Annotated in this window: 25 protein-coding genes, 5 tRNA genes and 1 pseudogene; 11 read left to right on the top strand and 20 right to left on the bottom strand. The window is 60.5% G+C overall.

All coding sequences use genetic code 11. The annotated features are described in order from the left end of the window. Window positions 1-6 precede the first annotated feature (6 nt). Complete coding sequence (locus tag M2497_RS04970; protein WP_248486095.1) at window positions 7-2,157, bottom strand: DUF1631 domain-containing protein; 2,151 nt, start codon at window positions 2,155-2,157, stop codon at window positions 7-9. Window positions 2,158-2,347: 190 nt separating this feature from the next. On the opposite strand from M2497_RS04970, the gene nadC reads away from it, so the two are divergent. Next, window positions 2,348-3,196, top strand: coding sequence for a carboxylating nicotinate-nucleotide diphosphorylase (nadC, locus tag M2497_RS04965; protein WP_248486093.1), 849 nt, complete (start codon window positions 2,348-2,350; stop codon window positions 3,194-3,196). A gap of 81 nt (window positions 3,197-3,277) precedes the next feature. Here nadC and M2497_RS04960 read toward each other — a convergent pair whose 3' ends face one another. The 4 genes from M2497_RS04960 to M2497_RS04945 form a co-directional block, all read right to left on the bottom strand. Then, the gene (locus M2497_RS04960; RefSeq protein ID WP_033903347.1) at window positions 3,278-3,583 is read right to left on the bottom strand and encodes a DUF6388 family protein; all 306 of its coding nucleotides are present in this window, start codon (window positions 3,581-3,583) and stop codon (window positions 3,278-3,280) included. A gap of 144 nt (window positions 3,584-3,727) precedes the next feature. Then, window positions 3,728-3,800, bottom strand: a tRNA-Thr gene (locus M2497_RS04955). Window positions 3,801-3,848: 48 nt separating this feature from the next. Continuing rightward, a complete protein-coding gene (locus tag M2497_RS04950) occupies window positions 3,849-5,249 on the bottom strand; it encodes an O-antigen ligase family protein (protein WP_248486091.1) in 1,401 nt (466 codons plus the stop codon). Between the two features lie 35 nt (window positions 5,250-5,284). Beyond that, window positions 5,285-5,707, bottom strand: coding sequence for a pilin (locus M2497_RS04945; RefSeq protein WP_282579045.1), 423 nt, complete (start codon window positions 5,705-5,707; stop codon window positions 5,285-5,287). A 193-nt stretch (window positions 5,708-5,900) separates the two neighbouring features. Here M2497_RS04945 and M2497_RS04940 point away from each other — a divergent pair, with 193 nt between their 5' ends. The 4 genes from M2497_RS04940 to yacG are packed head-to-tail and all read left to right on the top strand — an operon-like array spanning window position 5,901 to window position 8,789. Beyond that, window positions 5,901-7,109, top strand: coding sequence for a type II secretion system F family protein (locus tag M2497_RS04940; RefSeq protein ID WP_248486087.1), 1,209 nt, complete (start codon window positions 5,901-5,903; stop codon window positions 7,107-7,109). Continuing rightward, window positions 7,106-7,972, top strand: coding sequence for an A24 family peptidase (locus tag M2497_RS04935; protein WP_248486085.1), 867 nt, complete (start codon window positions 7,106-7,108; stop codon window positions 7,970-7,972). The genes M2497_RS04940 and M2497_RS04935 overlap by 4 nt, the downstream gene beginning before the upstream one ends. Further along, window positions 7,969-8,592: a dephospho-CoA kinase gene (coaE, locus tag M2497_RS04930; RefSeq protein ID WP_248486083.1), complete on the top strand. Its 624-nt coding sequence runs from the start codon at window positions 7,969-7,971 to the stop codon at window positions 8,590-8,592. Before M2497_RS04935 ends, coaE begins: the two co-directional genes overlap by 4 nt. Beyond that, the gene (gene yacG, locus M2497_RS04925) at window positions 8,589-8,789 is read left to right on the top strand and encodes a DNA gyrase inhibitor YacG (RefSeq protein WP_003188437.1); all 201 of its coding nucleotides are present in this window, start codon (window positions 8,589-8,591) and stop codon (window positions 8,787-8,789) included. The genes coaE and yacG overlap by 4 nt, the downstream gene beginning before the upstream one ends. Here the strand turns inward: yacG and M2497_RS04920 are convergent. After that, a complete protein-coding gene (locus M2497_RS04920; protein ID WP_003171680.1) occupies window positions 8,786-9,001 on the bottom strand; it encodes a hypothetical protein in 216 nt (71 codons plus the stop codon). The genes yacG and M2497_RS04920 overlap by 4 nt on opposite strands. 66 nt (window positions 9,002-9,067) lie before the next feature. Next, entirely contained in the window at window positions 9,068-9,757 is a 690-nt protein-coding gene (locus M2497_RS04915; protein ID WP_248486082.1) for an energy-coupling factor ABC transporter permease, read from the bottom strand. A 101-nt stretch (window positions 9,758-9,858) separates the two neighbouring features. Between M2497_RS04915 and M2497_RS04910 the strand changes: the two genes are divergently transcribed. The 3 genes from M2497_RS04910 to M2497_RS04900 are packed head-to-tail and all read left to right on the top strand — an operon-like array spanning window position 9,859 to window position 12,075. Further along, a complete protein-coding gene (locus tag M2497_RS04910) occupies window positions 9,859-10,488 on the top strand; it encodes a DUF1780 domain-containing protein (protein WP_010213242.1) in 630 nt (209 codons plus the stop codon). Between the two features lie 54 nt (window positions 10,489-10,542). Next, the gene (locus M2497_RS04905; RefSeq protein WP_046034083.1) at window positions 10,543-10,716 is read left to right on the top strand and encodes a DUF3094 family protein; all 174 of its coding nucleotides are present in this window, start codon (window positions 10,543-10,545) and stop codon (window positions 10,714-10,716) included. 60 nt (window positions 10,717-10,776) lie between these two features. Further along, on the top strand, window positions 10,777-12,075 hold the full coding sequence (locus tag M2497_RS04900; RefSeq protein ID WP_248486080.1) for an NAD(P)/FAD-dependent oxidoreductase: 1,299 nt from the start codon (window positions 10,777-10,779) through the stop codon (window positions 12,073-12,075). Window positions 12,076-12,268: 193 nt separating this feature from the next. Here the strand turns inward: M2497_RS04900 and M2497_RS04895 are convergent. The 7 genes from M2497_RS04895 to rluD all read right to left on the bottom strand — a co-directional run bounded on the left by M2497_RS04895 (window position 12,269) and on the right by rluD (window position 17,379). Continuing rightward, window positions 12,269-12,345, bottom strand: a tRNA-Pro gene (locus M2497_RS04895). Between the two features lie 94 nt (window positions 12,346-12,439). Further along, a tRNA-Lys gene (locus M2497_RS04890) sits at window positions 12,440-12,515 on the bottom strand. 5 nt (window positions 12,516-12,520) lie between these two features. Beyond that, window positions 12,521-12,597, bottom strand: a tRNA-Pro gene (locus M2497_RS04885). Window positions 12,598-12,607: 10 nt separating this feature from the next. Then, window positions 12,608-12,683, bottom strand: a tRNA-Asn gene (locus tag M2497_RS04880). Between the two features lie 300 nt (window positions 12,684-12,983). After that, window positions 12,984-15,548 carry an ATP-dependent chaperone ClpB gene (gene clpB / locus M2497_RS04875; protein ID WP_058423066.1) on the bottom strand — a complete coding sequence of 855 codons (2,565 nt, stop codon included), beginning with the start codon at window positions 15,546-15,548 and terminating at the stop codon, window positions 12,984-12,986. Window positions 15,549-15,694: 146 nt separating this feature from the next. Beyond that, on the bottom strand, window positions 15,695-16,420 hold the full coding sequence (gene pgeF, locus M2497_RS04870) for a peptidoglycan editing factor PgeF (RefSeq protein WP_248486078.1): 726 nt from the start codon (window positions 16,418-16,420) through the stop codon (window positions 15,695-15,697). Next, window positions 16,417-17,379, bottom strand: coding sequence for a 23S rRNA pseudouridine(1911/1915/1917) synthase RluD (rluD, locus tag M2497_RS04865; protein WP_058423068.1), 963 nt, complete (start codon window positions 17,377-17,379; stop codon window positions 16,417-16,419). Before rluD ends, pgeF begins: the two co-directional genes overlap by 4 nt. Before the next feature lie 149 nt (window positions 17,380-17,528). On the opposite strand from rluD, the gene M2497_RS04860 reads away from it, so the two are divergent. Together M2497_RS04860 and M2497_RS04855 are read left to right on the top strand one after the other, a co-directional pair. Next, window positions 17,529-18,554 carry an outer membrane protein assembly factor BamD gene (locus M2497_RS04860; protein WP_248486076.1) on the top strand — a complete coding sequence of 342 codons (1,026 nt, stop codon included), beginning with the start codon at window positions 17,529-17,531 and terminating at the stop codon, window positions 18,552-18,554. A gap of 123 nt (window positions 18,555-18,677) precedes the next feature. Beyond that, on the top strand, window positions 18,678-18,911 hold the full coding sequence (locus tag M2497_RS04855) for a PP0621 family protein (protein WP_071494201.1): 234 nt from the start codon (window positions 18,678-18,680) through the stop codon (window positions 18,909-18,911). On the opposite strand, the gene thiO is transcribed toward M2497_RS04855, so the two are convergent. The 5 genes from thiO to pilV form a co-directional block, all read right to left on the bottom strand. Continuing rightward, window positions 18,898-20,007: a glycine oxidase ThiO gene (gene thiO, locus M2497_RS04850; RefSeq protein ID WP_248486074.1), complete on the bottom strand. Its 1,110-nt coding sequence runs from the start codon at window positions 20,005-20,007 to the stop codon at window positions 18,898-18,900. The genes M2497_RS04855 and thiO overlap by 14 nt on opposite strands. Before the next feature lie 62 nt (window positions 20,008-20,069). Further along, on the bottom strand, window positions 20,070-20,471 hold the full coding sequence (locus M2497_RS04845) for a type IV pilin protein (RefSeq protein ID WP_248486072.1): 402 nt from the start codon (window positions 20,469-20,471) through the stop codon (window positions 20,070-20,072). An 11-nt stretch (window positions 20,472-20,482) separates the two neighbouring features. Next, window positions 20,483-21,013, bottom strand: coding sequence for a PilX N-terminal domain-containing pilus assembly protein (locus M2497_RS04840; RefSeq protein WP_248486069.1), 531 nt, complete (start codon window positions 21,011-21,013; stop codon window positions 20,483-20,485). A gap of 7 nt (window positions 21,014-21,020) precedes the next feature. Further along, window positions 21,021-21,728, bottom strand: a complete 708-nt coding sequence (locus M2497_RS04835) for a prepilin-type N-terminal cleavage/methylation domain-containing protein (RefSeq protein ID WP_248486067.1) — start codon at window positions 21,726-21,728, stop codon at window positions 21,021-21,023. Next, window positions 21,725-22,210, bottom strand: a complete 486-nt coding sequence (gene pilV, locus M2497_RS04830; RefSeq protein WP_248486065.1) for a type IV pilus modification protein PilV — start codon at window positions 22,208-22,210, stop codon at window positions 21,725-21,727. The genes M2497_RS04835 and pilV overlap by 4 nt, the downstream gene beginning before the upstream one ends. 192 nt (window positions 22,211-22,402) lie before the next feature. Here pilV and M2497_RS04825 point away from each other — a divergent pair. Next, window positions 22,403-22,985 (top strand): annotated as a pseudogene (locus tag M2497_RS04825) (GspH/FimT family pseudopilin). Here M2497_RS04825 and ispH read toward each other — a convergent pair. Beyond that, window positions 22,939-23,886 (bottom strand): 4-hydroxy-3-methylbut-2-enyl diphosphate reductase, encoded by a 948-nt coding sequence (gene ispH, locus M2497_RS04820; RefSeq protein WP_012722142.1) that lies wholly within the window; start codon window positions 23,884-23,886, stop codon window positions 22,939-22,941. The pseudogene M2497_RS04825 and the gene ispH sit on opposite strands and share 47 nt — an antisense overlap. Between the last annotated feature and the right edge of the window lie 97 nt (window positions 23,887-23,983).

Here is a 23,983-nt window from a genome sequence, read left to right as displayed (position 1 = left end):
TTGCGATCACTTGCCGCGATTGAGTTGATGCAGTTTGCCCACCACGGCCGTCAGGGCACGCTCGAACAATGGCCCGTCTTCCAGCGTTTGCAGTGCGCCACACTTGAACGCCATTGCCAATTGACCGGCACTCTTCTCCAATACCTTGAGCCCCGTGCGGCTGATGAACACATAAGTGTTGGCCGGCGCCATGATCGCTGTCAGCTTGCAGCGCAGCGTGCTGGCCTGGCCTTCCTGGAATACTACCCAGTCGCCCACTTTAAGTTGGAGAGCCTTGTACAGGTCAGGGTCGTTACCCGACAGCTCGGTGACCGGGTCGGGTGACGCCGTACTCAGCACAAATGGCTCACGCACCTCGATCAGCTCATCAACACCTTCAGGCGCCTGGATATGCAACGCCTGCAAGCGCACAAAAAATTCGCGGGTGCTGAAGGGGTCGAACGCGGCACTGGTCAAGCCGTCGCGCAAGGCCTTGAGCAAGCCTGGTAGCTGGTCCAGCAAACGCCGCCCGGCCTCGGTGTCCTGCTGCAGGCCGACGCTCCAGATCAGTTCGTCCATGGTGCGCAGCCCCGCTTGCCATTGCACTGACTGCTCGCCGTGCTTGAGGCTCGCCAACAGCAACACTTGGCTCCAGGCCTGTTGCAGGAACTGCACCACAGGACGCGGCAGGACTTTGCCCAACAGCCGTTTATTCAGCACATCGGCCACGCGCTGGCGGGCGGCTTCAGTGCGCACGCGCCCGGCTTCGGCATCCCGGGTGTGTTGTTCGAGCAAGTCGCTGCGCCGCCGCTCGTCGGCGGTAAACGCGCTGAACTCGGCGAGCAACTGGGAAAAGATCGCCGGATCTTCGACATATTCGTTGAGCAAGCGCTGCACCACCTGCTCGATGCGCAGGTAAAGATGGTCGCGCTGGTAGTCATCCAGCGGGCTGCAGCCCATGGCGGCGGCCGAGATTTCATTGAGCAGACCCCGCGCAGGGTGGCCATTGCGACTGAAAACACTCTTGTCCAGCAACGCCACTTTCAGCAGGGGAATCTGCAAGCGGCCGATCAAGGCCTTGAAGGCATCGGGCACGCTACGGTCATTGAGGATGAACTCAAACAGCAGCGCGACCAGATTGATCACGTCTTCGTCCGCGTCCTCCACCACCCGCGACTTACCACTCTTGACGCTGACACGGGTGAGCAACTGTTCAAGCTGGCTGCGCAGGTCGAAATCGTCCTCCGACTCAGGCTCCGGCACGTACTGCTGCAAATGGGAGAGCAGGCGCAGCAGGTCCTGGGTGGAAATAGGCAACGGCTCGGCGCTGGCCTCAAGCGTCGGCGCCACGCTGCCACGCACCGCCGTGAGCAGCGGTTGAAGCGCGGCGAAGGCTTCCTGGCCATTTTCGTCACCGGACCGGTCGGGGACTGGCGAAGTAGCTTCGCGCGGATGCTCAGGTGCCACACGTCCATCGATGCGTCGGGACGGTATGGTCTTGAGTTCAGGCAAGACGCCGGTTGCGACCAGCAATTGATTCGCTTCGCCGTATAGCTGGTCGGCGTCACTGAGCACATATTTTTCAAAGAGCTTGAGCATGACCAGTTTGACGCGGATCTCCACGCCCAGGCTGCGCCCCGCCCGCAGGAAAAACTCACACAGCAGCGCCGGCCCCAGAGGGTTCTCACGATCATCCAGGCGGTTGCCCAGTAAGGCGCTCAAGCGTGCCGTAAGTTGCGCGAGAGCCAGGCCGTCACGGTGGCGCACGCGACCCAGCATGGCTTCAAGCGCCACGGCTTTTTCCAGGTCGTCCCTGGTTGAACCCGGCACCCCGTCGTAGGAGACCACCGGCACCAGTTGCAGCTCGCCCCGCCCTGCCTGGCCCAGACTGGCAAAGGCGTCGAAAAGACGCTCCATGAACACACGCTCGAAATTCTTGCGCTTGAGGCGCAGATCACGCATGGCTTCAAAGAAAATGTGGTGGTCAAGATTGTTGCGCGCCTTGTCGGCCATTTCGAACAGCGTGTCGTCGGCGTTATCGAACAGTTCCTGCAACCCTTGCTGCAACTGTTGCGCCGCTCTGTCGCGAACCTGCAGCAACACCACCGGCAGTCGGGCGAGCGGCGATGGCGTGGCATGCGCCTTCTTGATTGGCACCACCTTTCCGTCATTGTGCATCCTGGCCTCCTGAAACGGCGGTATTTAGCGAGACGTCAAAGCTATGACGCCAATTGCAAGGCGCGAGATTATCTTGCAAACAAGGGGGTTTGCGCTAGCACACTCTGTCATTTGCCGGTAAATGAGCAGGTCGCTGGGTTCAGACGCGCACTGCCCCTATAATCGGGTCACTTTGTCTGTGGAGCCTGTTATGCCGAATCTCCGTCTTGCCGACCTCACCGCCGAAATCGAAGCCAACGTGCGCCGCGCACTGCTGGAAGACATCGGCAGCGGCGACATCACTGCGCAGTTGATCCCGGCCGAACGGCTGGCCACGGCCACCATCATCACCCGCGATGCAGCAGTGATCGCCGGCACCGCCTGGGTGGATGCGGTGTTCCGCCAGCTGGACCCACGGGTCGCCGTGCATTGGCAAGTGGCCGATGGTGAACGTGTCAGCCCCAACCAAGTGCTATTTCACCTTGAAGGCCCGGCGCGCTCGCTGCTCAGCGGCGAACGCTGCGCACTGAATTTCCTGCAACTGCTGTCCGGCGTCGCCACGCGCGCCCAATTTCTGGCGGACTTTGTTTCCAGCACCCAGGTCAAGCTGCTGGATACCCGCAAAACCCTGCCGGGCCTGCGCCTGGCGCAGAAGTACGCAGTGACCTGCGGCGGCTGTCACAACCACCGTATCGGTTTGTATGACGCGTTCCTGATCAAGGAAAACCATATTGCTGCCAGCGGTGGCATTGCCCAGGCGATTGCGGCCGCGCACCGGATTGCTCCCGGCAAGCCGGTGGAAATCGAAGTGGAAAGTCTGGATGAACTGCGCGAAGCCCTGGCCGCTGACGCGGACATCGTCATGCTGGATGAGTTGAGCCTGGAAGACATGCGTGAAGCCGTGCGCCTCAATGGCGGCAAGGCCAAGCTGGAAGCCAGCGGCGGGATCAACGAAAACACCCTGTTGCCGATCGCTGAGACCGGGGTGGACTACATCTCGATTGGTGCGATGACCAAGGATGTGAAGGCGGTGGATTTGTCGATGCGCCTGAGTATCTAAGGAGCTGCAAGTATTAGGCTTCAAGCTGCAAGAGGGACGCGAGACAACTTGCAGCTTGCAGCTTGAGTCTGGCAGCTGCTTCTAAACTACCAGGTCATTCATCTCGCAGTACTCTTCCCATTCGACACCCAGCACTTCGGCCGCCTCTTTGTGCAAGGCCAGTCGTGCCGCTTCGAATTCTTCCGGTGTCGAGGTGTACTTGAGGGTCAGCTCCCAAGGCTGATAGCCCTGGCTCTCGGCTTCGTCCTCGAATGCCCACTGAATCTGGTCGCGCTGATCATCGGCGCTCAGGTCCTTGATCTCTTCTTTAAGCTGCGGCGATTCCTCGAGGTATTTTTCGAGGGCTGCTTGATGCCGAACTTCCTGGGTCATTTCAGTCGTGGTCATGTTGTTCTCTTAGATCGAGGAATGGGGATGCATCTGGGTCATCAAGGTTGCGCAGATACAAAAGAGCAGGCTCAAATGCCGGCTCGTCTGGCCTTCAGAACCATTCTGGGATCATCTGAAAACGGTGTTGCCATGGTGCCTTTTTGCCCGAGACAGGAATCGAACCTGCGACCTTCGCGTTACGAGTGCGCTGCTCTACCGGCTGAGCTACACGGGCGGTGGGCTAAAGCTAGCACTGCATTGGAAGTCCGGCAACTTGCGGCCTTCAGCGCGCAATCACGCCCTGGGCCCAGAAACGGGGTTGCAGCAGGCCGACATGAGTGCCCAGGTACTGCTGCTGGGCTTGCTTGATGTGAGGCACATCGCGAGCTGCGATAAAAACCAGCAGACCGACGGCCAGCACACTCAGCACTTTCCAGGCTGCCCAGGCCAATGGCAACGCGGCGGCCTCCGGGGTTTTCCACACATGCAACGCCATCAGCCAGCCCACCACCAGCGCCAGCCAGACCTGGGAATTGGGCATCACCATCACACCGTCGACCATGGACTGCACCAACGCCCCTACCAAGGCCGCAAACAGGCATAGTCGCAACAGATCAGCGCGAGTGTTCGAGAGCGCTCGTTCGCGCAACACACCGAACGTCGCCCAGCCGCCTCGCCACGCCAGAGCCATCACGCACAAGGCCGATGGCACACCCCATTCACTGGCCCATTGCAGGATGGCCTGGTGCGGGTGAGCGGCGATTTCATTGGCAATATCGGCAAAATGCATCGGCCCGAAGCCCAACCATGGACGCTCGATGAGCATATGCCAAGCCTGCCACCAGATCGGACCACGACCCGACAGGGTGGTGGTGAGGCGGTCACTGGCGCCCTTGGAGACCTCGACTTCCAGGTAATCCGCCCCTAACGCAAACACCAGCCAGTACAGCAGCAGCCCGCCAAACACTGCCGCCAGTTGCCAACCCAGCCATCGTCGCCCCCAGGGGCCAAGTACCGCTAGCACAGCCCCGGCCACACACATGCCAAGCCAGGTACCGCGGGTACCACCGGCGATCGCAATCATCCACCACACGCACAGCAACGCAAACACCGCGCCCTTGAGTGGACGTGAAATAGCAGGAATCAACAAAGGAAGCGCCAACAGCGGCAGGGTGAACGTCTGGAATTGCCCGTAGAAGCGCTTGTTGGAAAAACCGGACAGCAACAGGTCAGGGTCCAGCACACGTTCAGCGTTGATGAACACAAGTGCGCCCGCATACAGGTATTGAATCGACTTGATCAGGCACAGCAGCACCACCACCATGACCAAGGCGCGATCCAAAGGCTCGCCGCCATGACGACGCAGCAAGGCAAATGCCACGGCAATCGACCCGCAACTGACAAACAGCGCCATTTCGGCCAGTGCCCAGAGCGGCTGATGGGCCAACGTGGAAGACACCAGGCCAAGCACGATAATCAGCATCAGGCCCAGGGCGGTTGGCCTGTCCAGCAATTGGCCGACAGGGACGACAGATAACCCATACAGCACCGCACACGCCCCGATGGCAATCTGCATAGCCCGCTGCAGATCATGCCCACTGAAGGGTGCACATATTCCGACTACCAGCAGGCACACCACTGTCACCAGGAAAACACTGCCACGCTGCTGTATGGATAACGCCATCGGCCACCTCAAGTTACCTGTGGTTGGTTTAGCAGCTATGCCCCGTCGGCGCCGCAGCCCTTGGCAACATATTTGGCTTCAGCGGTGGTGCTGCATTTCCAACCGGTGGTGGCGTTGCGCGTCAGGCTGATGGTCTTGCCCAGCACCGGCGCAGGTGCGTCGAGTATTTCGCAACTGATGGTGCCCGCGCCGGTGGTCACATCGCCTGCCACTTCGATCTTGCAATTGGCGGTGGGGCTGGTGCCGCCGATCAATGCCAAGGTCGGCACGGTCCCCTGGTTGAGGGTGTCTTCATACCCGGGCTTCAACGCGGTGATTTCAGCCAGGCCGGCGGTGAACTTGGCCTTGGCCTGGTGGGTGGTGTACATGGGCAGGCCGATGGTGGCCAAAATGCCGATGATTGCCACGACAATCAGCAGCTCGATCAGGGTAAAACCTTTTTGACGTCTCACATTCACTCTCCAGGATAGAACTCATGACAAGGCGCTTCCTGCGCCCCGAGTTGTGCAGCGGCGCCAGTGTACTCATCCGCAGGCGGTCAATCGCGCACAAGACGCACATTCTGACATTTTATCCACCACCGCCCGCCTGCCCGAATCCGTCACCTGACTAAGCTATAAATCTTCAACGACCTCTGTGCGGAACGGTGACATGGACAACGCTTCAACGATCTACGCCTGGGAAGGCATCAACCGCAAAGGGCGCAGGGTGTCCGGGCACAGCGCCGGGCACAACCCAGCCCTGGTCAAGGCTCAGCTGCGCCGGCAAGGCATCAGCCCAGGGCTTGTACGCAAGCATTCTCCAGTTCTAGCGGGCCTCAAGCCATCTATCAAATCGGCGGATATCACCCTGCTCACGCGCCAACTGGCCACCTTGCTGAAGGCCGGGATTCCTCTGCTGCAAGCCTTCGACATCATCGGCGAAGGCTTTGACAACCGCACGCTGCGTGAACTGACAGAGCGGTTGAAACAGTCCATCGCCGCAGGCACCAGCCTTGCCGACACGTTGCGCAAGCATCCACGCTATTTCGATGAGTTGTATTGCAACCTGGTAGCAGCCGGCGAACAGGCCGGTGCTCTTGAAACCTTGCTGGAGCGCGTAGCGATTCATCGGGAAAAGAGCGAGCAGTTAAAGGCCAGGATCAAAAAAGCCATGACCTATCCGATCACCGTGCTGATGGTCGCCAGCCTGGTCACCGGCGTGCTGCTGGTCCACGTAGTACCGCAGTTCCAAAGCCTGTTCGCCGGAGTCGACGGCAAACTGCCCGGCTTCACCTTGCAGGTGATCGCTTTGTCCGAGTTCATGCAGCGAGCCTGGTGGGGCGTGGCACTGGGCCTGCTTGCCGCAGGTTTTGGGTTGCGCCACGCCTACCATGCCTTACCGGCTTTTCGGCTGTGGCTGGATGCCGGTTTGTTGAAAGCGCCCGTGGCAGGCAAACTGCTGAGAAAATCGGCCGTGGCCCGCTACGCCCGCACGCTGTCCACTACCTTCGCCGCCGGTGTTCCGTTGGTGCAGGCGCTGGACTCGGTGGCCGGGGCCGCCGGTTCTGGGCCGTTCAGACAGGCAATCGAGCATATGCGACACGATGTATCCACTGGCATGCAACTGAATCAATCGATGGCCGTCAGCGGTCTGTTTCCCGGCATGGCCATCCAGATGACGGCCATCGGCGAAGAGTCGGGCACGCTTGACCGCATGCTGGAGAAGGTCGCCAACCATTACGAGGCCGATGTGGACACCCTGGTCGATCACCTCACCAGCCTGATGGAGCCTCTGATCATGGTGGTACTGGGGGGCATCGTCGGCGCGCTGGTGATTGCCATGTACCTGCCGGTATTCCAACTGGGAAGCGCATTTTGAGCCTGCTGCTGGGGGAGCATCCCTGGGCGTTTGTGGCGATGGCGGCGGTGCTGGGGCTGATCGTCGGCAGTTTTCTCAACGTGCTGGTGTGGCGCCTGCCGAAAATGCTCGAGCGGGAATGGCGCGCCCAGGCCCATGAAGTGCTGGACTTGCCCGCAGAACCAGCCGGGCCGACCTACAACCTGATGCAGCCCAACTCCTGCTGCCCGCGCTGCAACCATCCCATACGCCCATGGGAAAATATCCCGCTGCTCAGCTACCTGTTTCTGCGCGGCCGCTGCGCGCATTGCCAAGGGGCGATCAGCATCCGCTACCCCCTCACGGAACTGGCATGCGCTTTGATCTCGGCCTGGGTGGCCTGGCATTTCGGCTTTGGCTGGCAGGCGGGAACGGTGATGGTGCTGAGCTGGGGATTGTTGGCGATGAGCCTGATCGACGCCGACCATCAACTGCTGCCGGATGTGCTGGTAATGCCACTGCTGTGGCTGGGACTGATCGTCAACAGTTTCGGCCTGCTGACGACATTGGCCGACGCCCTGTGGGGCGCCGTGATCGGATACATGAGCCTGTGGAGCGTGTTCTGGCTATTCAAGCTGGTCACCGGCAAGGACGGCATGGGCCACGGCGACTTCAAGTTGCTGGCGCTGCTAGGCGCCTGGGGTGGCTGGCAGATCCTGCCGATGACGCTGTTGATGTCGTCACTGGTCGGGGTATTCGCCGGCTTGATCCTGATGCGCCTGCGCAAGTCCCAGGCGTCGGCACCGATGCCATTTGGTCCGTATCTGGCGATTGCCGGCTGGATTGCATTGCTCTGGGGTGGTCAAATAACCGACTTCTATTTGCAGTCTGTCGGTTTCAGATGACCACTCGTGTTGCAACACCCTGGATTCTCGGCCTTACCGGCGGCATCGGCAGCGGCAAAAGCGCGGCGGCCCAGCACTTTATCGACCTGGGTATCGACCTGGTGGACGCCGATCACGCCGCCCGCTGGGTGGTAGAGCCTGGTCGGCCAGCATTGGCGCACATCGCCGAGCATTTCGGTGCCGGCGTGCTGCAGCCAGACGGCCAGTTGGACCGCGCCGCATTGCGCAAGCTGATCTTTGAAGTACCCGAAGAGCGGCGCTGGCTCGAAGCCCTGCTGCACCCGTTGATTGGCGAGGAGATCCGCAGCCACCTGGCGCGCGCGACGTCACCTTACGCGATCCTGGTGTCGCCACTGCTGATCGAGTCCGGCCAGTACAGCATGACCCAGCGCATCCTGGTGATCGATGTGCCGCAATCGCTGCAGATTCAGCGTACCCTGCAGCGCGACGGCATCAACGAACAACAGGTGCAGGCGATCCTCAAGGCCCAATCGAGCCGCGAAGACCGCCTGAAACATGCCGATGACGTACTGGTCAATGACCAGGACCTTGCCTGGCTGCACAGCGAGGTCGAGCGACTGCACCACTTTTACCTTACTTTGCGTGGAGGCCGATCATGAGCCAACCCTTGACCGTCGACTGCCCAACCTGCGGCGCACCCGTGGAATGGAAAGCGACCAACCTCAACCGGCCGTTCTGTTCGGACCGCTGCAAACTCATCGACCTGGGCGCCTGGGCCGCTGAAGAACACAAGATCCCCGTGGCGCCGGATGCCGAAGACGAGCTGTTTTCCGAAGACCTGCCGCCGCGCCATTAAGGGCGCATAAAGGCATATTCCTGCTGGTCGTCGAGGTTTTCTGCGAGGTATTGCAGCTCGTCGGCCAAGTCTTCGAAACTGCGCACGCCTTTGCTCTGTTGCACCACCGCGCTGAGCATGGCGCGCAAAGTCAGTCCTGGGTCAAAACCGATCTCCTGTGCCGCGTCCTGGCTTCTGCGTAACTCCTGCCGTGCCCATTCGTACACACTCATGATCCGCGCTCCCGGAAAAATTTCGCAGAGCATGGGCCTGCTCGTCGACGCGGGATTTGATCCAGGTCAACGCTGCGAATCGTCGTCCTTCCAAGGCGCCGAGAGGTAGCGCGTGCGGTTGAAGGTCTCCAGCCATTCAGGGCAAAACACCACCAGGGCACTGATGACCATGCCGTTGATAAAGGCCTCGGGGAAGATGATCAGCCACAGGTAGCCGACAAAATCCGCCAGCCATTCCGGCATGGCGAAACGCCCGTCGAACCACAACAGCCCCAGCCCAAACAGCAGGCAGAACAGTGCCGACAGGGCTGCCGCGAAAAAACCGGAACAGAAGATATACACAAAGGGATTGCGCGGTTGCGCACGCTCGACCAGCAGCGCGCAGGCTTCAGTGACCAGCACCGGCAGCCCGATAAGCAACAGGCCATTGACGCCCAGGGCAGCGAGGTCCTGGCGCCCCAACAGCATCAAGCCCAATTGGGCGGCAAAACCGCCGACGATTGCCAGGGGCCAGTCCAGTAACAGGGTCACCGCCGTCATGCCGATGAAGTGGTAGGACACGCCGGTATCAAAATCCCGCCGCACCAGCCACAGCATGAACAACGCGAACACGGTGCCGAACAGCAAATGCTGGCGGCGCCGGTCGGCGAACAACTCGACCCACGGCGAACGCAGGATCGCCCACAGTACCACTGGCGCGTACAGGAGCCAGCCGATGCCCATGCTTGTCGGCGCCAACAGGGCGGCACTGATCACGGCGATAATCCCCGGGTCGAATTGAGTCGGATGATCAGTCTACACCGACGTTTCACAGGGGTACTTCCTGCGGTCATCATTTGGGCGCTAAGCTGCTAGCTATGGATGACTCAGATTACTTGCGCCTGCTCACCGTAGCGGCCGAACAAGCCAACGCGTTCCTGTCCAATGCCCGCAAATGGGAGCGTGAGCGTTGGGTCTGCCAGCGTCTGCTGCAAGGCTTGAACGTGCCCTACCGTGCCGAAGAGTTCCACGCCGCCGGGCAAGAGCCGCCGGACGTGCTGTTTCGCGACGCAAGCTTCGAGGTGTTTTTCGTGCTGGACGAGGGCCGTCGCCTGAATGACGAATGGCGCGACGAGTTGCTGCGCCGGCGCAGTGCGTTTTCCCTGAGCCAACTGGTACGACGCGAAGCCAAGCCGCGACGGATCCCGGCCCACGAGTTTCTGCTGCGCCTGGCGCCCACGCTGCGCAAGAAGGCGCACAACTATAAAGAACGCGGGATGGACCTGGGTGAGCTGGATATCGTCGCCTTCACCAGCCTCAAGCGCGAAGTGCTCGACCTCAACAGCCATTTTCCTCCGCCTACCGAATACCTGCGCCAGGGTTGGCGCTCGCTGTCCCTGGTAGGGCCGACCTTTGCACGGGTGCTGTTCGCTCACCCGGACGCACCGGATTTCTTGCGCAACAACCTGGGCCGCAGCATAGTGTTCGACGTGGGTATCAGCCTCTGAGCCCCCGGACTGTAACGTGGCGCCCTTTTGCAACGTCTACCTGACGAGGCCTTTATGACCAGCCGCCTGAACCCCGATGACCAACAGCATGTCGAAGAGTACCTGCAACTCTCCCAGAACCGAGTCGAGCGCAAGCCTTTCCGGCCGTGGCTGCTCCTCGGCGTGGTGCTTGCCGTGGTGATCGGCCTCGGCTTGCTGAGTCGCCTTTTGAGTTACCTGACGCTATGAGCTGCCTGGCGCTCGCGGGGGTAACTGCTCCGATTTCTTTTAGCCTTGCGAGATATCCCCATGACCCATCGTATTATTATCGTCGGCGGCGGCGCCGGCGGCCTGGAGTTGGCTACCCGCCTGGGTAAGACTCTAGGCAAGCGCGGCACTGCCAGCATCACGCTGGTGGACACCAACCTGACCCATATCTGGAAGCCACTGCTGCACGAAGTGGCGGCCGGCTCGTTGAACTCTTCGGAAGACGAACTCAATTATGTCGCCCAGGCCAAATGGAACCACTTCGAGTTCCAACTGGGGCGCATGAGCGGGCTTGATCGTGAACAGAAGAAGATCCAGCTGGCCGCCACCCTCGACGAAGAAGGCCGTGAACTGGTGCCCGCGCGCGTGCTGGGCTATGACAGCCTGGTGATTGCGGTCGGCAGCACCACCAACGACTTCGGCACCGAAGGTGCGGCGCAGCACTGCCTGTTCCTCGACACCCGCAAGCAGGCCGAACGCTTCCACCAGCAGTTGCTCAACCACTACCTGCGCGCCCATGCCGGGCAGACTGACGTGGTGGAAAAAATCAGCGTCGCCATCGTCGGCGCTGGCGCTACCGGGGTCGAGCTGGCCGCCGAGCTGCATAACGCCGCCCACGAGCTGGCGGCCTATGGCCTGGACCGTATCAAGCCGGAAAACATGCACATCACCCTGATCGAAGCCGGCCCACGTGTACTGCCGGCCCTGCCGGAGCGTATCGGCGGGCCTGTGCATAAAACCCTGGAGAAGCTTGGAGTGACGGTACTGACCAACTCGGCGGTCAGCGAAGTGACGGCCGATGCGCTGATCACCAGCAGTGGCCAAGTGATCCCGGCCAGCCTCAAGGTATGGGCCGCCGGCATTCGCGCGCCGGGCTTCCTCAAGGACATCGATGGTCTGGAAACCAACCGCATCAACCAACTGCAGGTATTGCCGACGCTGCAAACCACCCGCGACGAGAACATCTTCGCCTTCGGCGACTGCGCCGCCTGCCCACAACCGGGCACCGACCGCAACGTCCCCCCACGGGCCCAGGCGGCTCACCAGCAGGCCTCGTTGCTGGCCAAGTCGCTGAAGCTGCGTATCGAAGGCAAGGACCTGCCTTCTTACAAATACACCGACTACGGCTCGTTGATCTCGCTGTCGCGGTTCTCGGCGGTGGGTAACTTGATGGGCAACCTCACCGGCAGCGTGATGCTGGAAGGCTGGCTGGCGCGGATGTTCTACGTGTCGCTGTATCGCATGCACCAGATGGCGCTGTATGGGTTCTTCCGTACGGCGATGCTGATGCTGGGCAGCAAGATTGGCCGTGGCACCGAGCCGCGACTCAAACTTCACTGACAACTCGGCCCCTGAGGCCACTCAATAAATGTGGGAGGGGGCTTGCCCCCGATTGCGGTGAAGCAGTCATTGATTTGTCGACTGACACACTGCCATCGGGGGCAAGCCCCCTCCCACATTCGATTTTCACCGGACTTGAGTTTTTCACGCACAAAAAAAATCCCCGTATCTTTCGATACGAGGATTTTTAATATGGTCGGGGTAAGGGGATTCGAACTCCTGACATCCTGCTCCCAAAGCAGGCGCGCTACCGGACTGCGCTATACCCCGGTAAAAAAAAGGCGACCTTTCAGTCGCCTTCTTCGATCAGTGCTTTTGGCCTCTGATCTTAAGATTCGATTCCAGTGTTAACTGGTCTCAAAAATGGTGGGTCGTGTGGGATTCGAACCTACGACCAATTGGTTAAAAGCCAACTGCTCTACCAACTGAGCTAACGACCCAAATATGGTCGGGGTAGGGGGATTCGAACTCCCGACATCCTGCTCCCAAAGCAGGCGCGCTACCGGACTGCGCTATACCCCGATATTGAAATTGGCTCCGTGACCAGGACTCGAACCTGGGACCCAATGATTAACAGTCATTTGCTCTACCGACTGAGCTATCACGGAACTACATATTTCAAAGTACTACGTTACTGCTTACTACCTTCTCTTCGACTTGTTCGTATCGCTACGTTCATGTCTCTGAGGCGCGCTATTCTACAATCTTAAAAACCCCTGTCAACCCTTTAAATTGCTTTTAAGACAATGATTTGCGCTTGTTTCTGATTTCTTCTTGGGGAGAAGAAACCCGTGGGCTGACGTTGCTGCGGGGCGCACTTTACAAGCCTTTGCCTTACAGTTCAACGCCCTATCGAAAAAAAAGGCCCCGCAATGCGGGGCCTTTCATTTTTGCTTTGCCCTTTGGGCTTAGTGGAAGACGATCTCGTCGTTTTCCACGGTCGCCTCGACGCTGGTGCCCGGCATGAAGCTGCCCGACAGGATGAGCTGGGCCAGCGGGTTCTCGATCCAGCGCTGGATCGCACGCTTCAAAGGCCGTGCGCCATACACCGGGTCGTAACCCACCGCGATCAGCTTGTCCAACGCCTCCTGGCTCAGGTCCAGGGACAACTCGCGCTCCGCCAGACGGCCACGCAGGCGACCCAGCTGGATCTCGGTAATGCCTGCGATCTGATCCCGCGCCAACGGCTCGAAGATCACCACTTCGTCGACCCGGTTGATGAATTCCGGGCGGAAGTGCGAAGTCAGTGCATCCATGACAGCCGCACGTTGCGCTTCACGATCACCCACCAGCTCCTGGATCTGCGCCGAGCCCAGGTTGGAGGTCATCACGATCACCGTATTACGGAAATCCACGGTACGCCCGTGACTGTCCGTCAGTCGGCCGTCTTCCAGCACCTGCAACAGGATGTTGAACACATCCGGATGCGCCTTCTCGACCTCATCCAGCAGGATCACCGAGTAGGGCTTACGGCGCACGGCTTCGGTCAGGTAACCGCCCTCCTCGTAGCCCACGTAGCCTGGTGGAGCACCGATCAAGCGAGCCACCGAGTGTTTCTCCATGAATTCGGACATATCGATCCGCACCATGGCCTCTTCGGTATCGAAGAGGAACTCGGCCAGGGCCTTGCACAGCTCGGTCTTACCCACGCCGGTCGGGCCGAGGAACATGAACGAGCCACTCGGACGGTTCGGGTCGGACAACCCAGCCCGCGAACGCCGTACCGCGTTGGACACCGCCACCACGGCCTCTTCCTGGCCGATCACGCGTTGGTGCAACAGGCTTTCCATCTTCAGCAGCTTGTCGCGCTCGCCTTCGAGCATTTTCGACACGGGAATCCCGGTCCACTTCGAGACGACTTCGGCAATTTCTTCCTCGGTCACCTTGCTGCGCAGCAGTTGGTTCTCAGGCTTGCCGTGCTGGTCGACCATCTGCAGGCTGCGCTCCAGATCCGGGATCACCCCGTACTGCAACTCGGCCATGCGGTTCAGGTCACCTTTACGGCGTGCCGCTTCCAGTTCCTGGCGCGACTGCTCGATCTTTTGCTGGATCTGCGCAGAGCCCTGCACTTCGGCTTTTTCCGAGGTCCAGATTTCTTCCAGGTCCGAATACTCGCGTTCCAGGCGGACGATTTCCTCCTGGAGTTTTTCCAGGCGTTTCTTCGCCGCGTCGTCTTCTTCTTTCTTCAGGGCCTGGGACTCAACTTTCAGTTGAATCAGGCGTCGATCCAGGCGATCGAGCACTTCCGGCTTGGAGTCGATCTCCATGCGGATGCGGCTGGCCGCTTCGTCGATCAGGTCAATGGCCTTGTCGGGCAACTGACGGTCGGTGATATAGCGATGGCTCAACTTGGCCGCCGCAATAATCGCACCGTCGGTGATCGCCACCTTGTGGTGGACCTCATAACGCTCTTTCAGGCCGCGCAGGATTGCGATGGTGTCTTCTTCGCTCGGCTCTTCCACCAGTACTTTCTGGAAACGACGCTCAAGGGCCGCGTCCTTTTCTATGTACTGGCGATATTCGTTGAGCGTGGTAGCACCGACGCAGTGCAACTCACCCCGCGCCAGGGCCGGCTTGAGCATGTTGCCGGCATCCATGGAGCCCTCGCCTTTACCGGCGCCGACCATGGTGTGCAGTTCGTCGATAAACAGAATGATCTGCCCTTCCTGCTTCGACAGCTCATTAAGCAGGGATTTCAGGCGCTCCTCGAACTCGCCACGGAACTTGGCACCGGCGATCAAAGACCCCATGTCCAGGGACAGCAGGCGCTTGCCTTTAAGGCCATCCGGCACTTCACCATTGATGATGCGCTGGGCCAAACCTTCGGCAATCGCGGTTTTACCCACGCCGGGCTCACCGATGAGCACCGGGTTGTTCTTGGTGCGACGCTGCAGGACCTGGATGGTGCGACGGATTTCATCGTCACGGCCAATCACCGGATCAAGCTTGCCCTCTTCGGCGCGCTTGGTCAGGTCGACGGTGTATTTATCCAGGGCCTGGCGCGACTCCTCATGGTTGGGGTCGTTCACCGCGTCGCCGCCACGCAGGTTGTTGATGGCGTTTTCCAGGGCTTTCTTGCTCACGCCTTGACCGAGCAACAACTTGCCGAGCTTGCTGTTCTCGTCCATGGCGGCGAGCAGCACCAGCTCACTGGAGATGAACTGGTCGCCCTTCTGCTGGGCCAGACGGTCCGCCTGGTTGAGCAGGCGCGCCAGGTCCTGGGACATATTCACGTCGCCGGTCGGGTTTTGGATTTTCGGCAGCTGGTCGAGCTCTTTGCTCAGTTCCTTGCGCAGGCTGTTGACGTCAAAGCCCACCTGCATCAGCAAGGGCTTGATAGAACCACCTTGCTGTTCCAGGAGCGCCTGCATCAAGTGCGCAGGCTCGATGGCCGGGTGGTCGAGGCCCACCGCCAAGGATTGAGAGTCAGACAATGCCAACTGTAATTTGCTGGTTAAACGATCAATACGCATTAGTCACCTTCCTTTTGAGCAGGCCGGAGCTATAAAACATCCTGAATGAAGAAACCTGCCAGATACCCTTATAGATGGGGTGGATTCTGGAAGATTCAAGCACGCGATGGCGGATATGGACCGGGTTTGACCCAGATCAAGGGAGTCTAGCGTTCAAGCCACACAAGGGAGGCAAAACGTCCGGTGCGGGGGCTGCGCCGGTAGGAAAAGAAGCGCGGGTCGGTCACCGTACAGTACCCGCCACCATAGATAGCATTAACGCCGCGCGCAGCGAGGCGCAGGCGCGCGAGCTTATAGATGTCGGCCATGAACTTGCCTGGGTTGTGGCTCGGCACGAACGCTTCGGCAGTGAGCGGCAACGGCTGCATGAAGGCTTCGCGTACTTCCGGGCCGACTTCGAAGGCTTGTGGGCCAATCGCCGGGCCGAGCCAGACCAGCACGTCTTCAGGTTCGGCGCCGAGGCTTTCGAAAGCCGCTTCCAGCACCCCCGCCGCCAGGCCGCGCCAGCCAGCATGGGCTGCAGCCACGCGGGTGCCAGCGCGGTTGCAGAACAACGCGGGCAGGCAATCGGCGGTCATTGAGGTGCAGGCGATGCCAGGGGTGCTGGTCCAGCTGCCATCAGCTTCGGCAATGCGTGACGGGTCAGCCTCGACCACAGTTACCCCGTGGACTTGGCGCAACCAGGCAGACTGAATATTGAACGCGCCGGTAAGACGGCGGCGGTTTTCGAGGACCGCGTCAAGATTATCCTCAACATGATCGCCCAGGTTGAAGCTGTCGAACGGCGCCAGACTGACGCCGCCCGCTCGAGTGGTGACGCAGGCTTTCACCTGAGCCGGCGCGGGCCAGTCAGGTATCAGCCAGTCACTCATCCGACAAACGCCTCGCGATCCTGCTTGAGCAGCGTCAACAACCAGACCAGATCGTCCGGCAGAGGCGATTCCCAGCTCATCCGCTTACCGCTCGTCGGATGATCCAGTTCCAGGAAGCGTGCATGCAATGCCTGGCGCGGGAAGTTTTTCAGCGATTCAACCATGGTCTGGCTCGCCGCCGGTGGAATGCGGAAGCGACCGCCGTAGGCCGGATCACCGACCAACGGGAAGTTGATGTGTGCCATGTGCACGCGAATCTGGTGAGTACGGCCGGTTTCGAGCTTGACCCGCACGTGGGTGTGGGAGCGGAAACGTTCGAGTACTCGGTAATGGCTGACGGCCTGCTTGCCACCTTCCATCACCGCCATGCGCTGGCGTTGCTGGCCGTGACGACCGATCGGGGCGTTGATCTTGCCGCCGGCTACCACCACACCAATCACGATGCATTCGTAGATCCGGCTGACGCTGCGGCTCTGCAACTGTGTAACCAGTTGCGTCTGCGCCTGAATGGTCTTGGCCACCACCATCAGACCGGTGGTGTCCTTGTCCAGGCGGTGCACGATGCCGCAGCGTGGCACATTGATGATGTCCGGCACATGGTGCAACAAGGCATTGAGCAGGGTGCCATCAGCGTGCCCGGCTGCCGGGTGAACCACCAGGCCTGCGGGTTTGTTGATGACCAGGATGTCGTCGTCTTCGTAGACGATATCCAGCTCGATGTCCTGGGCGACCCATTCTCCCTGGGCTTCCTGCTCGGCAGTCAGCTCAAGAATCGCACCGCCATGGACTATGTCTCGCGGGCGGATAACCGCTCCATCCACAGTCAGGCGGCCGTCTTTGATCCAGGCGGAAAGGCGCGAGCGCGAGTGCTCAGCGAATAATTGTGCGGCGACTTGATCGAGGCGTTGGCCGCCCAATTCGGACGGCACCTCTGCGCGAAGTTCAATTTTATCGGACATGCTCAGACTAGGCGTGGCACAGCCTTTGGTTTCGGCTGCGCGCTTGTGGTTAAATACGGCGTCTTTTGCCCCGAGGCTTTCAACGGGGCGCTCATCATAACAGGACGGCCCCGCCCAAGACAGCGGCCGTCATAGGGACGCAAGCCGCCATGCAAGTGAAACACCTGCTGCTGATCGCCATCCTCGCCATGACTGCTGCTTGCTCGTCAACAAAGGAAGTCGTCGACGAAAACCTGAGCGAAGTCGAGTTGTACCAACTGGCTCAGAAAGACTTGGACAATAATAGCTACACCAGCGCCACAGCGAAGCTGAAGGCCCTGGAGTCGCGCTATCCGTTCGGGCGTTATGCCGACCAGGCCCAGCTCGAGCTGATCTACGCCAACTACAAGAACGCCGAGCCGGAAGCCGCCAAGTCCGCCGCCGAGCGTTTTATCCGCCTGCACCCGCAGCACCCGAACGTCGACTACGCCTACTACATGAAGGGCCTGACCTCGTTCGACCAGGACGTCGGCCTGCTGGCGCGCTTCCTGCCGCTGGACATGACCAAGCGTGACCCGGGCGCTGCCCGCGACTCCTATAACGAGTTCGCCCAGTTGACCAGCCGCTACCCCAACAGCCGGTACGCGCCGGACGCCAAGCAGCGCATGATCTACCTGCGCAACCTGCTGGCGTCCTACGAGATCCACGTGGCCCACTACTACCTGACCCGTCAGGCATACGTGGCCGCAGCCAACCGTGGCCGCTATGTTGTGGAAAACTTCCAGGAAACCCCTTCCGTGGGGGATGGCCTGGCCGTGATGACCGAGGCTTACCAGCGCCTGCACCTGGACGAACTGGCCAGCACCAGCCTGGAAACCCTGAAGCTCAACTACCCGGACCACCCAAGCCTGAAAGACGGCCAGTTCGTGCCTCAGGTGGCCGAAGCGGACAACCGTTCGTGGCTGAGCAAGTACACCTTGGGCCTGATCGAGTCCCGTCCACCGCTGCCGCCGGGCGAAACCCGCGCCAACCAGGACGTCATCAAGCAGTACCAGGACGCCAAGGACGCCATCCCTTCGGACCTCAAGCCGCATGATGAAAACGGCGACGTGATCGAAGAAGAAGCACCGCAGGCCCTAGGCAACAACCAGGACCGCTCGTGGTTCAGCTACATGACCTTCGGTGTATTTGACTGATTGCACCGGCGTCATCAAGAAGGAGCCTTGCGAGGCTCCTTTTTTGTGGGCGGTATTATTGCGCTGTGCGCCTGGCACGTCCTTGGCTAAACTGGCGCATTCCTTGTCGAGAAACTGCCCATCATGCTTCGTCTACTGTTCTGGATTGCCGTCATTGCCGCCGCAGTATGGTTCTGGCGCAAATTCAAAAGCCCAGCCGCCAGGCAGCATCGTGCCAGCGAGCCTGACGCGGCCCTGATGGTGCGCTGCGCCCACTGCGGCGTGCATCTGCCGCAGGATCGCGCCCTGAGCTCTCGCCAGGAGTGGTATTGCACCCAGGCGCACCTGGAGCAAGGGCCAAAATCTATCCAGCGTTGAGCCGACCTTCCGGCGCATACGGCGCCGGGTCGATGATCGGTGCGCGCGCCAGTAGCAAGTCAGCAAACAATTGGCAGGACGCCGGCGCAAGCACCAGGCCGTTGCGGTAATGCCCGCAGTTGAGCCACAGGCCATTGAAGTCCGGCACACGACCGATGTAGGGAATGCCTTCGGGCGAACCAGGGCGCAGACCGGCCCAATGTCCGACCACCTCGGCGTCCGCCAGGGCGGGAATCAACTCCACCGCTGATGCCTTGAGGCTTTCCAGCGCGGTTTCGGTGGGGGTCTTGTCGAAACCTTCATGTTCCAGGGTACTGCCGATCAGGATGTGCCCGTCCCGCCGAGGGATCGCGTAACGCCCCTTGGCTAATACCATGCTCGACAGGAAGTCCGAAGCGCATTTGTACAGAATCATCTGGCCTTTGACCGGCTCGACCGGCAGCGACAGGCCCAACGTGCCGAGCAGCTCACCGCTCCAGGCGCCGGCGGCCAGTACGACCTGATCGCCGTAGATCGACCCATCAGCTGTGTTCACGCCCACGACATTACCCGCATCCAGAACAAAACCAGTCACTTCACACTGTTCATGAATGGTCACGCCGGGCAGCGCCAGCAGCGCCGCCTTGAGCGATTTGACCAGGCGCGGGTTTCGCACATTGGCAACGTTGGCCATGTAGATCGCCTGGGAATAACCGCCGCCCAGCACCGGAACGGCGTCATGGGCGGCCGACACGTCCACTTTGCTCAAGGGACGGCCTTCACGCGCGGCCCAAGAAAGGGCTTCGGCTTCGTCATCCAGATCGAGCCAGTACAAGCCCGTGGTGTGAACCTCCGGATCAACGCCCGTCGCAGCGAACAGACGCTGCGCCAGCTGTGGATAAAAATCCTGGGACCAATGAGCCAGGGCCGTGACCGCCGGGCTGTAGCGCCACGGATACAGGGGCGAAACGATGCCGCCGCCGGCCCAGGAGGATTCCTGTCCCAATCCAGCACGCTCCAGCAACACCACCGCCTGCCCTTGGGTCGCGAGGTTGAACGCCGTCAACAAGCCGATGACTCCGCCACCGACAATCACTACCTGCTGTTGCTCTGCCATCATTTGATCCAGCCGATAAATAGGAACAAGCGCACCCGGCGCCCAATCATCCAGCACCCTCATCATTGCCCCCAGCACAGCTTGCGCGACATCTGCGGCGCAGCGCCCGGGTTGGTCCGCGTGCCCGCGCCGGTCAGGCCGAAATCCCCGCAAGGATCGCCAGCCATCACCGAGTCGGCGACCGGTGTGGCCACCAGTTGGAAGTCCTGAGGGTTCAATGCAGCGGTGATTCTATAGCGATCATTGCCTGCACTGAGGCCGGCTGCATCAATAAAACTGCCGTTTCTCGCATAAAAGCGCTCCAGGTACTGTGCTTGCTCGGTCAACAGCGCAACGATTTCAGCGCGATAGACTTTTTTCAGATGGCCGGTGTAACTGGGGTAAGCAATCCCGGCCAGAACCGCAATGATCACCACGGCGATCAGTAACTCGATCAGGGTAAAACCCTGGCTGTCCATGCCCATTCCACTACTCCTTATTGAAGTTGTCGCCATGCCACTCGCCGAAACCGCGAGCCACCCTCCTCTTCTACCCGCGCATAGGTACTCTCCAGCACCGTGCGCAATTGCCCGTGCAGCCCGACTGCCGTCACTCGATACACCGCAGCCGTGGTTTGTGCCGGTAAATGTGTCAGCCCAACCGCAGGGCCCAGGAACTGAATGCCGTAAACCCCGCCTTTGAGAGCGACCCACTTGATGCCCGAGACAGGGTGGGTTCCGGAGCCCACAACCGAAAACGCTTCAGCGGGCGGCACGCAGGTGGCAATTGACTGACACAACGTCAAGCCTGCGGACGCCCGCCTTACAAGGAGTTCTCCCAATCTCAAGCCACTCTCGGCACTTTGCAGCGACTGATTACGGTGCCAGAAACTACCGGCAATCTTTTGCTGAGTGAGCGCAGCCTGCATCGAGGATAAGCCGATCAGCGATAACAGCAGCAGCAACACCAGGCTGACCAGCAGCACCATGCCCGCCTGTCGCAGACGAAAACGCTCTAAATGCATCATGGCAGCCCTACCCCAGTCGGTTCCGCAGCGCCGCCACGACGCTGTAGGTTTGATCTTTCACCCGGGCGGTAGGGTCTTGCAGCGTCATCACAATGCGCACACTGCGTATCAAGGATTCGTCGGCCGGGCCGGCGTCGTAGCGCACCACTTCCGTTGACGCAGGTTTGGCGGACACGCCGAAACTGATATCGAATGCCTTCACGTTATCCACCAATACCGCCTTGGCGGGTGATGCAGGCGTACTGACTTTCAACTGCCCTGCTTCGAAGGTGTAGGTAACTTGGCGTAACGCAAAACGGATTTGCCCGGGTGCCGATGCCGGGGCGCTTCCCGCGTAGGCGTGGGCGCTGCCTGTGCAATCGGACAATACAGTCCAGTCAGGCGTGCCGCTTCCAACGGCGACCTCCGCGGTCACCAGCGTCAGCGAGGTTGATCCGCCTCCGACACGCCAAGCGACAGGCCGGTCAAAAGCGGGCGGGGCGTTGTCGATAAACGCTGTCGCCAGACAGCCGAACATGCCCGCCTGACGGATATCCTGGAGCAGCTTGCCCAGCACAAACCGCGCATCATCCTGCATCAACAGCGCGGCCTGCTGGCTGGCATGAGTAGCCCTGGACTGAATTGCCACCTGGCTGGCCCAGAGCACCAGTACCAGCCCCATCGCCAACGCTAGCAGCACCTCCACCAGGCTGAAACCTCGAACAAGACACCTCATTGCGCCACTCCCGGTTCATCGCGGATGCGACTGGTCAGGGTGAAGGTTTCCCGGGCACCCGGCCTGCCTGTACCTCGACTGTCATCCCAACTGATTCTGACCGTCACCTCGCCGCCACTGATCGACACCGAGCCTTTGGCGCTCTCCCCGGCAAAACCGAGAATGTTGGCCTCGAAATCATGCAAGTCCAGGTCGCGCGCACTGGCGGCAACATTGCCGGCCAAGGCACGCTCGGCCCGGCCCCACGTGTAGTCGGCAGCAGAATTGGCACGGATCCGGTCGAGCAAGTCGTAGGCAATGAAACTGGCCTGGCTGGTCATCCTGGAACTGTCGGTGTACTTGAGCGCATTGAGTTGGATCACCGCCGCACCCAGCAGGCCAATGGTGAGAATCAACACCGCGACCAGCACTTCGATCAGTGTCGTACCGGCTTGGTAGCGGGATAAGGCGTTGGGCAAACAGGTGTTCGTGCAGGCAAGCATTACCGTCGTCATCCGTGTCGAGGTCCGAAAAAGAGCAGGTAAACCCTGCTGTGCGGCCCAAGACTAGCGCCGGTTTTTCACCTGCGCTGCAACCGGAACAAAGGGAAATACTTTGGACATGAAGGCCATCATCCGCACCACAGACGGGACGCTATAACTAGGACTACACCCAAATCCACGGAGGGATGGCACATGCAACAACGAGGGTTCACCTTGATCGAACTGCTGCTGGGGCTGATCGTGAGCGGCATTCTGGCCAACCTGGCGGTGCCGAGTTTCAAGAGCCTGCTGGAGTCACAGCAGCGACAGAGCGCAGCACAGTCCTTGACGCAAGGCCTGCGTTATGCACGCACCGAAGCCATCGCACGCAACCGGGCGGTGGTCATTCACGCACTGAGGGATGATTGGGGCCTGGGGTGGCGGGTCATCGTGGACATCAGCGGGCGCGGCCCCCTGGACGATGACAACCCGGTGCTGTTGGAGCACCAGGCCAGCAGGCAAGCGCCGATCGTGGGCAATGGGCCGCTCAAGAACCAGGTGCGCTTCAGCGGGCTGGGTGAGCCCATCTTTTCAGGGGGAGGCTTCCGTGCCGGCACCGTGCATGTGTGTGCCGCGGACCAGGCGCAGAGCCTGTATCAGGTAGTGCTGGCACCCAGCGGGCGCATCAGCCTGCGCAGCGAGCGTGCCGAGCAGGCATTGTGCCGGAGTTGATCCGGCACGCCGGTTTTTTACAGCAGCGAGCGAACCCGCAGTTCCTTGGGCATGGAGAACGTGATGTTCTCTTCGCGGCCAGCCAGTTCATCGGCACCGGTGGCGCCCCAGGCGTGCAACTGCTGGATAACACCGCGCACCAGCACTTCCGGGGCCGAAGCACCCGCCGTGATACCAATACGCTCGACGCCATCGAACCAGCTACGCTGCATGTCTTCGGCACCGTCGATCAGGTACGCTGGCGTCGCCATGCGCTCAGCCAACTCACGCAAGCGGTTGGAGTTGGAACTGTTGGGGCTGCCGACTACCAGGACCACATCGCATTCGTCTGCCAGTTGCTTGACCGCGTCCTGGCGGTTCTGGGTGGCGTAGCAGATGTCGTCCTTGCGCGGGCCGCCAATGGCCGGGAAGCGACTGCGCAGCGCGTCGATCACGCGGCTGGTGTCGTCCATGGACAGGGTGGTCTGGGTCACGAATGCCAGGCGCTCGGGATTCTGTACCTGCAGGTTGGCGACGTCTTTTTCGTCTTCCACCAAGTAAATCGCCCCGCCATTGCTGGCGTCGTACTGACCCATGGTGCCTTCGACTTCCGGGTGGCCGGCGTGGCCGATCAGGATGCACTCGCGACCATCACGGCTGTAGCGCGCGACTTCGATGTGCACCTTGGTGACCAGTGGGCAGGTAGCATCGAAGACTTTCAGGCCGCGGCCTGCCGCTTCGGTACGCACCGCCTGGGAAACACCGTGGGCGCTGAAGATGACGATCACATCGTCCGGCACCTGGTCGAGCTCTTCGACAAAGATGGCGCCGCGTGCGCGCAGGTCTTCGACCACGAATTTGTTGTGGACGACTTCATGACGCACGTAAATCGGCGGCCCGAAGACTTCCAGGGCGCGGTTGACGATTTCGATCGCCCGGTCCACACCGGCGCAGAAGCCACGGGGGTTGGCGAGTTTGATTTGCATGCTGTGCCTCGTGTCTTGCAGCTATTTGGGTCTGGTGTGACGCTAACCCAACCGAAAATGAAGATCAAAGGAGGGAGGGGCGGTGCGACGATTCGAC

The organism is Pseudomonas sp. CYM-20-01 (assembly GCF_023169845.1).
In the GTDB taxonomy this organism is placed as follows: Bacteria; Pseudomonadota; Gammaproteobacteria; order Pseudomonadales; family Pseudomonadaceae; genus Aquipseudomonas; species Aquipseudomonas azotoformans.
Note: the sequence above shows the minus strand (reverse complement) of the source record. Positions and strands in the feature narration are given on the sequence as shown.